The sequence below is a fragment of the Mesorhizobium sp. CO1-1-8 genome (genome assembly GCF_020164875.1).
Taxonomy (GTDB): Bacteria; Pseudomonadota; Alphaproteobacteria; order Rhizobiales; family Rhizobiaceae; genus Mesorhizobium.
Genome location: NZ_JAIUGZ010000011.1, coordinates 115,511 through 130,833 on the forward strand (window position 1 = coordinate 115,511; position 15,323 = coordinate 130,833).

At 64.5% G+C, this 15,323-nt stretch carries 11 protein-coding genes; 7 read left to right on the forward strand and 4 right to left on the reverse strand.

Features of this window, described 5'->3' with window-relative positions; all coding sequences use genetic code 11:
• Window positions 1-21: 21 nt before the first annotated feature.
• From LB558_RS21510 to LB558_RS21520, 3 genes are read left to right on the forward strand one after another with little or no spacing between them, the layout of a single operon-like run.
• Window positions 22-1,194, forward strand: a complete 1,173-nt coding sequence (locus LB558_RS21510; protein ID WP_224699373.1) for a glycosyltransferase — start codon at window positions 22-24, stop codon at window positions 1,192-1,194.
• The gene (locus LB558_RS21515; protein ID WP_224699374.1) at window positions 1,191-1,985 is read left to right on the forward strand and encodes a WecB/TagA/CpsF family glycosyltransferase; all 795 of its coding nucleotides are present in this window, start codon (window positions 1,191-1,193) and stop codon (window positions 1,983-1,985) included. Before LB558_RS21510 ends, LB558_RS21515 begins: the two co-directional genes overlap by 4 nt.
• The gene (locus LB558_RS21520) at window positions 1,982-2,905 is read left to right on the forward strand and encodes a DUF6492 family protein (protein ID WP_224699375.1); all 924 of its coding nucleotides are present in this window, start codon (window positions 1,982-1,984) and stop codon (window positions 2,903-2,905) included. Before LB558_RS21515 ends, LB558_RS21520 begins: the two co-directional genes overlap by 4 nt.
• A gap of 99 nt (window positions 2,906-3,004) precedes the next feature.
• On the opposite strand, the gene LB558_RS21525 is transcribed toward LB558_RS21520, so the two are convergent.
• The gene (locus LB558_RS21525; protein WP_224699376.1) at window positions 3,005-4,300 is read right to left on the reverse strand and encodes a lipopolysaccharide biosynthesis protein; all 1,296 of its coding nucleotides are present in this window, start codon (window positions 4,298-4,300) and stop codon (window positions 3,005-3,007) included.
• Window positions 4,301-4,498: 198 nt separating this feature from the next.
• Here LB558_RS21525 and LB558_RS21530 point away from each other — a divergent pair, with 198 nt between their 5' ends.
• The 4 genes from LB558_RS21530 to LB558_RS21545 all read left to right on the forward strand — a co-directional run bounded on the left by LB558_RS21530 (window position 4,499) and on the right by LB558_RS21545 (window position 11,166).
• A complete protein-coding gene (locus LB558_RS21530) occupies window positions 4,499-7,051 on the forward strand; it encodes a GumC family protein (RefSeq protein ID WP_224699377.1) in 2,553 nt (850 codons plus the stop codon).
• Between the two features lie 180 nt (window positions 7,052-7,231).
• Window positions 7,232-8,131: a bifunctional methylenetetrahydrofolate dehydrogenase/methenyltetrahydrofolate cyclohydrolase gene (locus LB558_RS21535; RefSeq protein ID WP_224699378.1), complete on the forward strand. Its 900-nt coding sequence runs from the start codon at window positions 7,232-7,234 to the stop codon at window positions 8,129-8,131.
• 20 nt (window positions 8,132-8,151) lie between these two features.
• Window positions 8,152-9,150, forward strand: coding sequence for a GlxA family transcriptional regulator (locus LB558_RS21540; RefSeq protein WP_224699379.1), 999 nt, complete (start codon window positions 8,152-8,154; stop codon window positions 9,148-9,150).
• Between the two features lie 351 nt (window positions 9,151-9,501).
• Window positions 9,502-11,166, forward strand: a complete 1,665-nt coding sequence (locus LB558_RS21545; protein WP_224699380.1) for a vWA domain-containing protein — start codon at window positions 9,502-9,504, stop codon at window positions 11,164-11,166.
• Between the two features lie 70 nt (window positions 11,167-11,236).
• Here the strand turns inward: LB558_RS21545 and edd are convergent, their stop codons facing one another.
• The 3 genes from edd to zwf form a co-directional block, all read right to left on the reverse strand.
• Window positions 11,237-13,060, reverse strand: coding sequence for a phosphogluconate dehydratase (edd, locus tag LB558_RS21550; RefSeq protein ID WP_224699381.1), 1,824 nt, complete (start codon window positions 13,058-13,060; stop codon window positions 11,237-11,239).
• A 72-nt stretch (window positions 13,061-13,132) separates the two neighbouring features.
• The gene (gene pgl, locus LB558_RS21555) at window positions 13,133-13,849 is read right to left on the reverse strand and encodes a 6-phosphogluconolactonase (RefSeq protein WP_224699382.1); all 717 of its coding nucleotides are present in this window, start codon (window positions 13,847-13,849) and stop codon (window positions 13,133-13,135) included.
• Complete coding sequence (gene zwf, locus LB558_RS21560) at window positions 13,831-15,300, reverse strand: glucose-6-phosphate dehydrogenase (RefSeq protein ID WP_127320684.1); 1,470 nt, start codon at window positions 15,298-15,300, stop codon at window positions 13,831-13,833. The genes pgl and zwf overlap by 19 nt, the downstream gene beginning before the upstream one ends.
• Between the last annotated feature and the right edge of the window lie 23 nt (window positions 15,301-15,323).

Here is a 15,323-nt window from a genome sequence, read left to right on the forward strand (position 1 = left end):
CTACACCACAGGATAGGTGAGATGCATCTGCTGTTCGCCACATCGATCGTGCCCGACGGTGCTCTCGCCTCGGGCTACGAGATCGCCAACGCTGCGATCATCGCTGCCTTGCGGCGCGCTGGCGCGCGCGTAACCGTCATCGGCTTCACCTGGCCGGGGAAGCCCCCGGCCGACCCCGAAAACACCGTGGTGCTGGGTGCCATCGACGTGCGCACGGACAATGCCTCCGCGCGCCAAAAGCTGGCCTGGGTCGGCAAGGCGCTGCTTTCGGGCCTCACCTTCGCGTCGGTCAAGCTGCGCGCCGTGTCCGACAGCGATGTTCTCGCTGCCATCGAGCGCGCTGGACCGGTTGATGGCTATGTCTTGAATTCCGTGCAGTTCGCCGGCGCCTTCGAAAAGCTGTTCACTGAGCGGCCTTCGATCTTCGTTGCCCACAATGTCGAGCATCTTTCGGCGCGGGAGAATGCCGCTGCCGCAGGCAGCCTCCTCCAGCGCCTGCTGTTTCGCCGCGAGGCAAGGCTGCTCAAGACCGTCGAAGAGCGTCTCTGCCGCCGGGCGCGCTTCGTCTTTACCCTGGCCGAAGAAGACCGCGCCGCACTCGGTGTCGCCTCGCACAACCGCTCGGTCGTGCTGCCGCTGGTGACCGGTGCCCAGGTGCCAACCCTGAAAGGCCCGCGCCGCATCGACTGCGACGCCGCCCTGATCGGCACCTGGACCTGGCAGCCGAACCGCATCGGCCTCGACTGGTTCCTGGGCAAGGTCGTGCCGCATCTGCGGCCCGATTTCCGCATCCGCATCGCCGGCCACATGCCTTCCGGCGTCGCCTCGAAGCATCCGGGTGTTGAATTTGTCGGCCGCGTGCCCGACGCGCAGGCTTTCGTGCGCGGCGCCGCCGTCATCCCGCTGATCAGCACCGCCGGCAGCGGCGTCCAGCTGAAGACCATCGAAACCTTCGAGCTCGGCTTGCCTTCGGTGGCCACCAGCCGTTCGTTGCGCGGCATCGACCACCGTCCGGCCAACTGCGTCGTCACCGACGATCCCGTCGCCTTCGCCAAGGCTCTCGAGGCTCAGGCGTCCGACATCCGCGACGTTGACGGCAGCGCGTTCCGGGGCTCGCAGGTCAAGGCGCTCGACGCTGCCATTCGGCTCGGCCTCGAAAAGCTCGCACCCGTCAGGCAGGAGGCGTTTGCATGAACATGCATTCCGCCCGCGCTGCCTCCGGGCTCGACAAGTTGAAGACGATCCTTGGCATCCCGGTGGTTGCGGTCCGTTGGAACGATGCCATCGCCCTGCTGAACCGGTTGATTGCCGAGCGGCGCTTCACCAAGGTCAGTTTCCTCAACGCCCACAACGCCAACATCGCCTATACCGACCCGGTGTTCGCCCAGGCACTCGATGATTTTCTCATCCTGCCCGACGGCATAGGTGTCGATCTGGCGGCGAGACTCCTCTACGGGGCGCCGTTTCCCGACAATCTGAACGGTACCGATTTCGTCCCGGCCTTCCTGCAGGCCTCGACGACGCCACTGACCGTCGGGCTGCTCGGCGCGACGCGCGTCAATGCCGAAGCGGCGTCGGTCAAGTTGGCGGCTCTGGCCGTGCAGCACCGGTTCGTGGTGATCCATGACGGCTATTTCCCCGCTTCGCAGGAATCGGAAATCGTCGACCGGATTGCCGCGCTTCGGCCGGACGTGCTGCTCGTCGCCATGGGCGTGCCGCGCCAGGAATTGTGGATCGAACGCCATATCGACGCGCGCCATTGCACGCTGCCGATCGCCGTCGGCGCGTTGCTTGATTTCCTGAGCGGCGCGGTGCCCCGCGCGCCCTTGTGGATGCGCCGGCTGCGGCTCGAATGGCTGTTCCGGTTGGCTGTCGAGCCGGGCCGCTTGTGGCGCCGTTATGTGGTCGGCAATCCCCTGTTCCTGCTGCGCGTCGTCAGGCAGAAATTCTCGCTTACACCCGAAGCAGCGAGGGATATCAAGTGAACAGCAGGTTCGTGCCAGGTGCCGCTGTCGAGCCAAGCCCGCTGCGGCAGACACCGACGGCGGCCATCGTGACGGCAAGCTACGCGCCCGACTTCGAGCGCTGCCGCTTGCTGTGCGAGACACTTGATCGCCACGTTTCCGGCGCGGCGCACCATTACATCCTGGTCGAGCATCGCGATGTCGGTCAGTTTCGCCAATTGGAAACCGGCCGTCGCACGGTCGTCGACGAGCGTGAATTGCTGCCGCGCTGGCTGCACGCCTTCGACGATCCGCTCAGCCTGTTTCGCCGGCGTGTCTGGCTCAGCCTGAAGACGCAGCCGCTGCGCGGCTGGCATGTACAGCAGCTGCGCCGCATCGCCATCTCGGCGCATGCCGGGGAAGACGTGCTGATCTTCTGCGATTCCGATGTCGCTTTCCTGAAAACTTTCGACTGCGGCGCCTTCTGGCGCGACGGCAAGGTGCGGCTTTTCCGCCGCGACGGTGTGTTGACGGAAGAAGGTCATGAGGAGCATCGCATCTGGTCGCGCAATGCGGGATCGGCACTCGGCATCGACCCGTCCCGGACGTCGATCCATGACTATATCTCGACGCTGATCGCGTGGCGGCGCGACACCGTGCTGGCCATGTGCGGCGAGATCGAGAAGGTCCATGGCCGAAACTGGGTCGAGGTCGTCGGCTCGGCGCGCAAATTCTCCGAATGCATGATCTACGGCCGCTATGTCGACGACCTGCTTCACGGAGCCGGCCACTTCCACGGTTCGGAAGAGTTCTGCCGCGTCCACTGGACCGGCGAAGCGCTGTCGGATGACGAGTTCCGCCGCTTCGTTGCCGCCATGGCGCCGGAGCAGGTGGCGATCGGCATGCAATCCTTCATCGGCACCGATATCGGCCGCATCCGCCGTCTGATTGGGTTGGATTAGTGCATGTCGCTCAAAAGTGGACCCGGTTTTGAGGCAACGACATGCATAGAAACAAGGGCTTAAAGCGCGTCGCATGTTTCCGTTTCGACGCGACGCGCTTTAGACGGGTTTGGCCGGCTTGCGCATTGCCGAATAGGTGAGCAGCGTCGAGGCGAGATACAGAAGCAGGAAGACGACATTGAGCGACAGCACGAGGTTCGGCGTGTCGAGGATGGTCGTCAGCACATAGGTCAGCAACAGCGCCTTCAGCGCGGCGAGCAGGCCGAGATTGAGCGCCCGCACAAGCGTCTGGCCGCGTGCGAACAAAAGCTCGGCCTGGTATTCGACGAGATTGCGCAGTCCCGGCACGCAGATCGCCAGCGCCACCAGCGGGGCTGCCTCGGCGACATTCTTGCCGAGCGCATTGGGGAAGAAATGCAGCACGATGCCGAGCGTCAAGAGCGCCAGCGTCGACACCGCGAAAACGCCGCCTTCGATACCGCTCTTGACCGCCAGCCGCGACAGCAGTTCCGGCGCGCGCATCATGCGCTGCACCAGCATCATCGAGAAGGTGCGGATCGGAATGGCGGTCAGGTCGACCAGCCGCATGATGATGGCGTAGATGCCAGCCAGATGCGGGCCGCCGATCGCCAGCACCAGCAGCTTGTCGAACTCCATCTGCAGGTAGAACAGCACCTCGGCGCCGGCCACATAGATGGAATCGGCCAATCGCCGAAGATACAGCGCGACGCGCAGCCGCAGCCTCTGGCGCGGGTAGAAGAAGCCGAAGGCAATCAGCAGCGAGGCGGCATTGGCTCCGATATAGAACCAAGACCATATCCAGACGCTGTGTTGCGCGGAGATCATGAACAGCACCGCGCCGAGCGCCCGCAGCGCCGTCGCCAGGATGGCCAGCAGCGCGGCGCGGCCGAATTTGCCCAGGCCATTGTTGACGATCAGCGCCACCTCGACCGGCCGCCACAACAGCGCTTCGGCAAAGACGATTGCGGCAAACACCGACAGCGGCACGGTGTCGGCGAAGAAAAGCAGATAGACGCCGAACGAGGCCGCGGCCAGCAGCGGCAGCGACAGCACGCCGAGCAGCAGGAAGCCGGCGGAAAAGGTGCCGATCAGATTGGGGCGGATGGTGGCGGTGCGGTAGAGCGCCGAGATGAAACCGAAGGCGAGGATGCGCGACAGCATGACACCGGCCGCCGACGCGGTGGCGAACATGCCGAATTCGGAAATGGAAAGCGTGTTGGCCAGGGCGATGAAATAGGCCAGCGAAAAAACCAGTCGTCCACCGGCGCCGCTGATCGCCGAGAAATAGTCGCGAAGCAGCCCCCGTCGTTCGGCCAAAAAGCTGCCGATCCGGGCGAGGGGCCGCCTTTGCGGTATGTCACTGGCCTGCGTCATGTCTCAGGGAGAGCCTAGGCCGGAAAACTTAACGTGCCGTTCTGGAGCCTGAGCCCGTGTCGAAAATAGATGCAACCGAAGCGAGAAACCGACGCTTCGGCGCGGGAAAATTAACCTTTTGTTTTCCATGCCTGTTTAGCGTGGCTTAACGAATGGCCAATCGCCGTTCGCAGGTCGCCAAAGGTAAAGTTCCAGACGATGGTCGACAGGGAAAACCGCGAAGACTGGAAGCGCGAGCGCTCATTGCTGGCGCTTGGCCAGGCTGTGCGCGGCGACGAACCCGACGCGTCGCTGGTCTCGATAGGCGACCGGGCAGACCCATCATGGCGCGAGGATGCCGCCACGCGTCACCGCCTCGCCCGTTCGCAGCGCGAGGCGCGCAACCCTAAACTGCCGGATCCGTTCGCGTCCGACGAGGATCAGGAGCGGGCTTCATCGCCGCACCGCGCGCAAACCACGCCACGGACACAAATTGGTGCCGCCGAAACCGGTGGCGCCCGTCGCGCCGGTCGCACATCGGAACCTTACGCTGCAGGCGACGCGCCGGTATCCCGAAACGACGGCACGGACAGCCAGCAGTGGAAGCCGCTGATCGATCCGATGCAGGTCGTGCGCGGTGTCGGCAAGTCGAAGCTGCTGATCGTGACGACGACACTGCTGGGCGCCGCGCTCGGCGTCACCATCGCGCTGTCGACGCCGAAGAAATATGAGGCCACCACCGAACTGATCGTCGACCCGCGCGACCTGAAGCTCACCGACCGCGACCTCACCCAGTCGGTCGTCGCTTCCGATGCCACGCTGGCCATCGTCGAGAACCAGGTTCGCGTGCTGACCTCAGGCACCGTTCTCAACAAGGTCGTCGACAAGCTCAATCTGGTCAACGATCCGGAGTTCAATGGGCAAGGCAGCGGCGGCCTCAGCGTCATGTCGCTCATCCGCTCCGTCCTGTCCCGCAATGATGGGCCGGGCGGTGTCGACGACAGCCGCCGCCGCGCGCTTGCTGTCGGCAATCTGGCTGAGAGCCTTTCAGTCGAGCGCGGCGGCAAGACCTTCGTCATCACCGTCAGTGCCACCACGCAGAATGGCGAGAAATCGGCCCTCATCGCCAACACGATGACGGATGTCTTCCTGCAGACGTTCGGCCAGATACAGTCGGACACCGCAGGCCGCGCCACCGACGAACTGACGGCCAGGCTTGACGAGTTGCGCAAGGGTGTCGAGGCGGCCGAGCGCAAGGTCGAGGATTTCAGGGCTACCCATGATCTCGTCGACGCGCAGGGCCATCTCATCAGCGACGACGAGATGCTGAAACTCAACGAGCAACTGTCGGTCGCGCGCGCCCGCACGCTGGAACTCAACGCCCGGGCGGCTTCGGCGCGGTCGGTCGATGTCAATTCGGTCCTCACCGGCACCTTGCCGGAGGAGATCAACTCCAACACGATGAGCGATTTGCGTTCGCAATATGCATCGCTCAAGCAGGAGGCTGACCGCGCTGCTATCCGGTTCGGCCCGCGTCACCCCGAACTCCAGGCGCTCAATGCCCAGATTGCCGGCGCACGCGACCGCATCGCCTCGGAGCTGCGCCGCATCGGCTCGTCGCTGCAGGTCGACCTCAAGCGCGCGGTCCAGCTCGAACAGGATCTTGCCTCTCGCCTGGCGCAGCTGAAGGTGCGCAGCGGCGACGTCAACAGCGACCTCGTGTCGATGCGCGAACTGGAGCGCGAGGCCGCCGCCAAGCGTTCCGTCTACGAACAGTATCTGCTGCGCGCCAAGGAGACCGGCGAGCAGAAGGACATCAACACAGCCAACATCAATGTGATCTCGAAGGCCTTCGCGCCGCTCGAGCCGAACGGGCCGTCGCGGGTCGTGGTCGCGCTCGCCGGCCTGTTGCTGGGCTTCGCCTCCGGCATTGGCCTCGGAGCCATGCGTGGCGCCTATGAGAGCCTGCGTGACACCGCCAATTCGCGATCGCGCCGCGATCATGGCGCGGACGAACGCCGGACGTCTTACGAAGACAAGGCATATCGGGCAGCGCCGCCGCCGGCGCCGCCACTACCACCAGCGCCGCAGCCATCGACACCCCCGCCTGCATCACCCCCGCCTGCATCACCACCGCCGGCCGCGCCACCGCCCGTCCAGCAAGCAGAGGTCTCGCCGGCCGAAGGTCCCGGCCGGATCGGTGCCTTGCTGTCGAGGCTGCACAAGTCCGTCTCCCGCAGGCCATCCCGGGAGGAGCCGTTCGATACCGTCGAATGGGCCTCTGCCGAAAACGGGAAGCCAATGCGGGATCCGCAATACCGCGCCTATCCCCAGTCGGCGCCGGCCTTCGAGCCTCGGCAAGCGGTCGCGACAGCATACCCGGCGCCGCCTTTCCAGCCCGGCGGCCATCCGCAGCAGACGGCGCAGCCGCCACTGCCGCCTCCCATGGTGACGCAGCGGCCATATTCCGGGCCGCAGCTCTATCCCTACGCGCAGCCATTGGGCTACGCGCAGCAGCCTGGCTATCCGCAATCGATGCCGGCCGCCAATGCCGGGCAGCAGCCCGATCCGGCTCAGCCTGCATCCGAGTCCTATCCACAGCCGCCGCAGCAGCAGGCGCCTCAGCCTCATCAGCGATCGGCGGAGCCGTCGCGGGCCGTGGAGGATGCCGAGCAGCAAGCGCCAATCGAGGAAATCCGCGCCAGCCTGCGCGAATTCCGCGAAGCGGTTCGCGAACTGACCGAGAGCCGCGCGCGGCGCCGCTACTTCTGAGCCACAAAAATCTACGCGGTGCCGTACAAAAACATGCCGGTTTCGCGTAAACGGCATGGGACGGCGCTTTGGCGGGATTGCATGTTGGAATTTTCGTGAAAATGCCACGCTGTGAAAGATCGAAAAGCGCGTCGCTTCCGGAAGCGACGCGCTTGGGCATTCTGGTGTTGAGGGTAGTCCATGGCCGAAGTGATTGATGGCAAGAGCGTTGCCGGGGACGTTGTGGGGGCGGTCAAGACCCTGACGGCTGAACTTGTCGCCAAGGGCAAGGCCAAGCCCGGTCTTGCCGTGGTCATCGTCGGCGAGGATCCCGCCAGCCAGGTCTATGTCGCGTCCAAGTCGCGCACCGCCAAGGAATGCGGCTTTCATTCCGTCCAGCACACGCTGCCGGCCGAAACCTCAGAACCGGCATTGCTGAAGATCATCGGTGACCTCAACGCCGATCCGGCCATCAATGGCATCCTCGTGCAGCTTCCGTTGCCGGCCCACATCGACGCCGGCAAGATCATCCAGACCATCGCGCCGGAAAAGGATGTCGACGGCTTCCATTTCATCAATGTCGGCAAGCTCGGCACCGGTGAACTCGAGACAGCCTTCGTGCCCTGCACGCCGGCCGGCTCTATGCTTCTGATCGAGCGGGTGCGCGGCAAGGACCTGTCCGGCCTCAACGCCGTCGTCGTCGGTCGCTCCAACATCGTCGGCAAGCCGATGGCCAACCTCCTGCTTGCCGCCAACTGCACCGTCACCATCGCCCACAGCCGCACCAGGGATCTGCCGGCCTTGGCCCGCACCGCCGATATCCTTGTTGCGGCCGTCGGCAGGCCGGAGATGATCAGGGGTGATTGGGTGAAGCTAGGCGCCACCGTCATCGATGTCGGCATCAACCGCATTCCGGCGCCGGAAAAGGGCGAGGGCAAGTCTCGCCTCGTCGGCGATGTCGCCTATGCCGAAGCGGTCAAGGCCGCCGGCGCCATCACGCCGGTGCCTGGCGGTGTCGGGCCGATGACCATTGCCATGCTGATGGCCAATACGTTAGCCTCGGCCTACCTAGCGGCCGGATTGAAACGGCCGTCCTTCTGACCCGCCAGAAAGCCGCAGCTTTGCCGAACCCCAGTGTTCCCCCAGAACGGCCGGTCATCGCGGACCCCGTTCAAGGCGGCCGGCAGTTCGCTTTCCTGCTGGTAGACAAGTTCTCCATGTTCTCGCTGGCTGCCGCGATCGATACGTTCCGGTCGGCGAACCGGTTGCTTGGCCGCGACTTCTACGGTTGGACGACGGTGTCGGCCGATGGCGATCCGGTGATGGCTTCCAATGGCCTGCCGCTCAAGATCGACTACGCCGTTGCCGACCTGCCGCCAGTCGATATCCTTTTCGTCTCGGTTGGGCTGACGACGGAATTCCCCGGCAAGAGCAAGGTGCTGGCGGCTTTGCGAAGCTGGGGCCGGCGCGGCAATGCGCTGGGTGCCCTGTCGGTCGGGTCCTACCTGCTGGCCGAGGCCGGCCAGCTCGAGGGCTATCGTTGCACCATCCATTGGGAAAACCGTGCCGGCTTCGTCGAACGCTTCCCCGACATCAACTGCACAGGCAACGTCTTCGAGATCGATCGCAAGCGCTACACCTGTGCCGGCGGCACCACTTCGATCGACCTGATGCTGGAGATCGTGCGCGGCGATTTCGGCTCGAACCTCGCCAATGGCGTCGCCAACCAGTTCCAGCACGAACGCATCCGCTCGGCCGGCGACCGTCAGCGCGTCGGGCCGGAACGCGACCTGACCGGCAAGTCGGAGAAGCTCAGGCGCATCGTCGAACTGATGGCCGACCACCTCGACGAGCCGCTTTCGGCGGTACAGCTGGCCAAATCCGCCGGTCTGTCGGTGCGCCAGGTCGAGCGCCTGTTCCTGCGCCATCTCAGCGTCACGCCCGGCCGTTATTACATGCGGCTGCGGCTGGAGCGGGCGCGCGAACTGCTGCGCCAGACCAACATGCCGATCCTCGACGTGGCGATCGCTACCGGTTTCACCTCGCATTCCTACTTCGCCCAGAGCTACCGGCTGCAATTCGGCAGGCCGCCCTCGGAAGAGCGCCGAACGACCTACTGAGCGGGTTTTCGTTTTCGTTGAAAAGTTCGGCATTCGGCCCCGGCGCATCGGCCAGGGCAGCGAATTCGGGTAAACGGGTTGACGGGTGCATCAACGAAAAACCCGCCTGGGCGGCGGGTCACCGGCGCAAATCAGCACCATAGCGAAATATGTACCATAGCTGAGGGCACCCAGTCAAGAAAAAATTCCTATCGTGGAAAATTATCGCACTGCCGACACCGCCGAACTGGCTGTCGTCAGGACTTTTGTCAAGCTGGGCTCGGAGCCCTACGCACCGGGCGCCGGACTTGTGTCCCGGCGCCGCGTCAAATAGCTTGCCGCCCGGATCAGGGGCGGATTTAGGAGATTTCGATGGCGGGACTTGCACGGGGCGTCGCTGCGGCGATCCTCCTTTTGTCGATGACGACGTTCGGCTTCGCCGCAAACAAGGTCATCATCATTCTCGATGCGTCCGGCTCGATGTGGGCGCAGATCGACGGCAAGCCCAAGCTCGAAATCGCCCGCGAGTCGCTTCGAACCGTGCTTCAATCGGTCCCCAGCGACGACGAGATCGGCTTCATGGCCTATGGCCACCGTGAAAAGGGCAGCTGCGACGACATCCAGCTGATCGTACCGCCGCAGGCAGGTTCGGGCAGCGCCATTTCGGCCGCCGCCGACAGCCTGAAATTCCTCGGCAAGACGCCGCTGACGGCGGCGGTCAAACAGGCGGCCGAGGCGCTGAAATACACCGAGGACAAGGCGACGGTCGTGCTCATCACCGACGGGCTCGAAACATGCGGCGGCGACCCTTGCGCGCTTGGCAAGGAGCTCGAGGCATCCGGCGTCGACTTCACCGCAGACGTCGTCGGCTTCGGCCTTACCGCCGACGAGGGCAAGCAGATCGCCTGCCTCGCCGACAACACCGGCGGCAAATACATCCAGGCCTCCGACGAGAAGGCGCTGCAGGAGGCGCTTGCCGAGACCGTGGCGGCGCCGGTGCCGGCTCCTGAACCGGCTCCCGCGCCAGCCCCGGCACCCGCGCCCGAGCCGGCCAAACCGGACTTCAATTTCCAGCCGACAGTGGTGATGGCCGAAGGTGGCGAGCCGATCACCGACGGCAACGCCTGGGAGATCTACAAAGCGGATGCCGACGGCTCGCGCGGCGCGGCGGTCACCACCGAATATGGCGCCTACAACGGCAATCTCGAGCCGGGCGACTATATCGTCGTAGCGCGCGACGACGAGGCCAAGGTGGAGCAGAAATTCAAGATCGAGGCCGGCCAGGTCTACAAGCCGCTCTTCACCTTGAACGCCGGCACCATTCTCATTCATCCGCGGCCGAGCCAGGGCGCAGATATCAGCGACGCGGCCAGCCTCAATTTCGTCTATCCGGGCGGCAGCACCACCCACTATGGCGACACCAAAGTCATCGTGCCGGCGGGCGAACAGAAGATCACGGTTCAGATCGGCGCCGGCACCGTTACCGAAACCATGCAACTGGCCGCCGGGCAGACGGTCGAGAAGGACGTCATTGTCGGCGTCGGCCATGTCGTGCTCAACGCTTTCTACCTCGCTGGCAGTGACAAGGCCGACAGTTCCGGCCTCGGTTTCGAGATCGTCAAGGCGAAGAAGAAAATCGACGGCACGCGTGACAGTGTCGAGCATTCCTATGGACCGGACAGCAAGTTCTGGCTGCCGCCGGATGACTACGTGGCGCTGACCACGCTTGATCTTGCGGTCGTTGAGCACCCGTTCAGCATCAAGGTCGGTGATGCCATGGATATCAAGGTGCCGCTCGATGCCGGGGTGTTGGCCATGTCGGCTCCCGGTGCCTATTCGATCGAGATACTGTCGGCGAAAAAGGAAATAGAGGGCAAGCGCAAGGCGCTTGGCCTGAACTATGGCGACACTTGGCAGCAGACCGTTCCGGCCGGCGACTATGTGATCGTCCGTCACATGTCCGATGCGGGCCATGACAAGGAAATGCCGGTGACGGTCAAGGCTGGCGAACGGAGTGAGATGACCGTCACGCCGTGACGCCGTGTGATCGACAGCGGAAAGGGGCGGTCACGAGCCGCCCTTTTTCATGGACAGGATGGTGAGTCCGTCAAGCCGTGCCGAAGGCGCTTGCGCCATGGTCGGCGCGGCCGACCAGTTGCCGAAAGCCGGCAAACAGCTCGCGGCCGAAACCGAACTCGTTACCGATGAGATCGGCATCCGCCGTCCGGCGCAGCGCGAAGTCGCCGGCCGGCACCAGAACTTCGAGTGTGCCGGCATCGGCGTCGAGCCGGATGATGTCGCCTTCGTGGATCCTGGCGATAGGACCCTCCTCGACCGCCTCCGGTGTGACATGGATCGCCGCCGGCACCTTGCCGGAGGCGCCCGACATGCGCCCGTCGGTGACAAGCGCCACGCGCTGGCCGCGATCCTGCAGGATGCCGAGTACCGTGGTCAGTTTGTGCAACTCCGGCATGCCATTGGCCTTCGGCCCCTGGAAGCGGATGACGGCGATGAAATCGCCGGTCAGCGTGCCTGCCTTGAACGCATCATTCAGCCCTTGCTGGCTGTCGAAGACCCTGGCCGGCGCCTCGATGATACGCCGCTCCGGCTTCACGGCGGAAGTCTTGATGACGGCATGGCCGAGATTGCCCGACAGCACCTTCAGGCCGCCGGTCGCCTGGAATGCCTTGTTGAACGGCGCCAGCACCTTCTCGTCGCCGCTTGTCCGCGGCGAGGCTTCGCGCACCACGCCTCCGTCGGCGCCGAGCTTTGCCTCGACCGCATAAGGCCGCAGCCCTTCGCCCCACACCGTTTGCACATCCTCGTGCAGGATGCCTTCGTCGAGCAGTTCGCGGATCAGGAAGCCGAGCCCGCCGGCGGCGTGGAAATGGTTCACGTCGGCGAGGCCGTTCGGATAGACCCGGGCCAGCAGCGGCACCGCTTCCGACAGGTCGGAAATATCCTGCCAGGTGATGGCGATGCCGGCCGCCGCCGCCATGGCGATCAGGTGGATGGTGTGATTGGTCGAGCCGCCGGTGGCGTGCAGGCCGACGACGCCGTTGACGATCGAGCGCTCGTCGATCATCCGGCCGACGGGCGTATAGGCGTTGCCAAGCGCGGTGATCGCCAGCGCCCGCTTGGTCGCCTCGCGGGTCAACGCCTCACGCAGCGGCGTGCCGGGGTTGACGAAGGAAGCGCCCGGCGTGTGCAGGCCCATGATCTCCATCAGCATCTGGTTGGAATTCGCCGTGCCGTAGAAGGTGCAGGTGCCGGGTCCATGGTAAGATTTGGACTCGGCCTCCAGCAGTTCGGCGCGTCCGGCCTTGCCCTCGGCATAGAGCTGGCGGACCTTGGCCTTTTCGTCATTGGGCAGGCCGGTGGTCATCGGTCCGGCCGGAATGAAAACCGCCGGCAGATGGCCGAAGGTGAGTGCCGCGATCACCAGCCCCGGCACGATCTTGTCGCAGACGCCGAGATAGACGGCGGCGTCGAACATGTTGTGCGACAGGCCGATCGCGGCGGCCATGGCGATGACATCGCGCGAAAACAGCGACAACTCCATGCCGGGCTGGCCTTGCGTCACGCCATCGCACATCGCCGGCACGCCGCCTGCCACCTGGGCGATGCCGCCGGCTTCGCGGGCTGCATCCTTGATCAGCGCGGGGAAGGTCTCGAACGGCTGATGCGCCGACAGCATGTCGTTGTAGGAGGTGATGATGCCCAGGTTCGGCACCTTGTCGGCGCCCAGCGCGAGCTTTTCCGAGGGGCTGCACACCGCAAAGCCATGGGCGAGGTTGCCGCACGACAAAACGGCCCGGTTGGCGGTGCGGTTCGACGCCTCGGCGATACGGCCGAGATAACGCTCGCGGCCTGGCTTTGAGCGCTGGCGGATGCGCTCGGTGATGGCTTCGATATCGCGTCTGGCGGTCATGGTGTCGGTCCTTTCAGGCGAGGTCCCGGAAACATCCTCCCGCCGTTTGCCGGGACCAGAGTAAATCGGGAATCAGGGGGCCCAGAAAACCTCTACGGGCTTATGCGCTGCGTCGAGCACGGCACGGATCGGCTTTCGCGGCCCGGGCGCAACCGCGCCGTCGAAGGCGACACGCTTGTCCTCACCCTCTATGTGCAGCGCGACGAAGCCGGCTTCGACGATGCGCGCCAGCGACAGGGTCAGCCGCGGCTCGCCCGCACTTGCCGCATGAACGGGCAGCACGATCCTGTCGGAAGACGGGTCGAGCAATGTAACCAGGTCATCGGCATCGGGAAAGAACGAGGCGGTGTGGCCGTCCGGTCCCATGCCGAGCACGACGACATCGAGCGGCCAGGGCAAGGACCGGAGCGCTGCATCGTCGGACGAGGCCGCATCCTCGATGCTGGTGGCTTCGTGATAGAGCGGCACGAAACGAGCCGCCTTGGCCGCGTTCTGCAACAGATTGGCGGCCACCAGCCCGGCATTGGAGCGTGGCGAGGAGGCCGGCACGAAACGCTCGTCGACCAGCGTCACGATCACCTTGTCCCAGGCGATGGGTATCGCTGAAAGGGCGGCGAAGAATTTTGCCGGCGTGGTGCCGCCGGAGACGGCGAGCAACCCCGTGCCGCGCTCGGCGATTGCCTTGGTCAGGCGGCCGGCGACATGACCGGCGAGGGCTGCCGCCAGGTCCTGGCGCTCAGTGAAGCCGTTCCAGCTATAGGCGGCGCTGTTCAATTGCTCTCGTGCCATGTCCGCCCGTCACGTTCGATCAGCGCTATCGATGCCGATGGGCCCCAGGTGCCTGCCGTGTAGCCCTGTGCCTCCTGCCTGGCACTTTCCCAGGCATTCTGGATCGGGTCGATCCATTTCCACGCCGCCTCGACTTCGTCACGGCGCATGAACAGGGTCTGGTTGCCACGGATGACGTCCATGATCAGCCGTTCGTAGGCATCCGGGGCGCGGCCGTCGAAGGACTGCGCGAAACTCATGTCGAGCGAGATCTGGCGAAGCCGCATGCCGCCCGGGCCCGGATCCTTGATCATGATGAACTGCTTGACGCCTTCGTCAGGCTGCAGCCGTATGACCAGCTGGTTGGCGAAGATCGGTCCGGCACTGTCGCCGAAGATCGAATGCGGGATCGGCTTGAATTCGATGACGATTTCCGAAACCCGCGTCGCCAGCCGTTTGCCGGTGCGGAGATAGAAGGGAACGCCCGACCAGCGCCAATTGCCGATCTCGGCCTTGATGGCGACGAAGGTTTCGGTGTTGCTGTCCTTGCCGAGTTCCTCGACATATCCTTTCACCGGTCCGCCGGCCGAAGCCCCGGCGCGATACTGCCCGCGCACGGTATGCTTCGGCGCCTCGTTGCCATTGATGCGCTTCAGTGCCCGCAGCACCTTCAGCTTTTCGTCGCGCACGGCGTCGGCATCCATCGACGATGGCGCTTCCATGGCGACGAGGCACAACAGCTGCAGCATATGGTTCTGCACCATGTCGCGCAGCGCGCCGGCCTTGTCGTAATAGGTGACGCGGTCCTCCAGGCCGACGGTCTCGGCCACGGTGATCTGGACATGGTCGATGTGGGCTGAATTCCACAACGGCTCGTAGAGCGCGTTGGCGAAGCGCAGCGCCATCAGGTTCTGCACCGTTTCCTTGCCGAGATAATGGTCGATGCGGAAGATCTGGCTTTCGTGGAAGTCGTCGCCGACCAGGTCGTTGAGCTTGCGTGCCGAATCGAGATCGCGGCCGATCGGCTTTTCCAGCACGATGCGCGAGTTCGGCGTGATCAGATTGTGCTCTTTCAGCTTGTGCGAGATGTCGCCGAACAGCGCCGGCGCCACCGCCAGGTAGAAGGCTCGGATGCGGTCGCTGTCGCCGATCGCCTTCTTGAGCTTGTCGAAGCCGGCGCCGCTCGTCGCATCGGCGGAGACGTAGGACAGCCGCGCCAGAAAAGTCTTCAGTTCCTTGGCGTCGATGTCGGCCGGTTTGACGTGCTCGGAGATCGCCTGTTTGGCGAAGGCCTGGAATTCTTCGTCGCTCATTTTCGAGCGCGATGTGCCGATGATGCGTGTCGGCTCCGAAAACTGATGGTCGCGCTGGCGATAATAGAGCGACGGCAGAAGCTTGCGCTCCGACAGATCGCCGGTGCCGCCGAAAATGATGAAGTCGAAAGGCTCGACGGGGATGATCTGGCTGGTCATGGTCTGTCCGCTTTGACGCCGGT

Coding starts and splice junctions, on each gene's coding strand:
- LB558_RS21510 (WP_224699373.1), top strand. CDS start 22: ATGCATCTGCTGTTCGCCACATCGATCGTGCCCGACGGTGCTCTCGCC.
- LB558_RS21515 (WP_224699374.1), top strand. CDS start 1,191: ATGAACATGCATTCCGCCCGCGCTGCCTCCGGGCTCGACAAGTTGAAG.
- LB558_RS21525 (WP_224699376.1), bottom strand. CDS start 4,300: ATGACGCAGGCCAGTGACATACCGCAAAGGCGGCCCCTCGCCCGGATC.
- LB558_RS21530 (WP_224699377.1), top strand. CDS start 4,499: ATGGTCGACAGGGAAAACCGCGAAGACTGGAAGCGCGAGCGCTCATTG.
- LB558_RS21535 (WP_224699378.1), top strand. CDS start 7,232: ATGGCCGAAGTGATTGATGGCAAGAGCGTTGCCGGGGACGTTGTGGGG.
- LB558_RS21545 (WP_224699380.1), top strand. CDS start 9,502: ATGGCGGGACTTGCACGGGGCGTCGCTGCGGCGATCCTCCTTTTGTCG.
- edd (WP_224699381.1), bottom strand. CDS start 13,060: ATGACCGCCAGACGCGATATCGAAGCCATCACCGAGCGCATCCGCCAG.
- pgl (WP_224699382.1), bottom strand. CDS start 13,849: ATGGCACGAGAGCAATTGAACAGCGCCGCCTATAGCTGGAACGGCTTC.
- zwf (WP_127320684.1), bottom strand. CDS start 15,300: ATGACCAGCCAGATCATCCCCGTCGAGCCTTTCGACTTCATCATTTTC.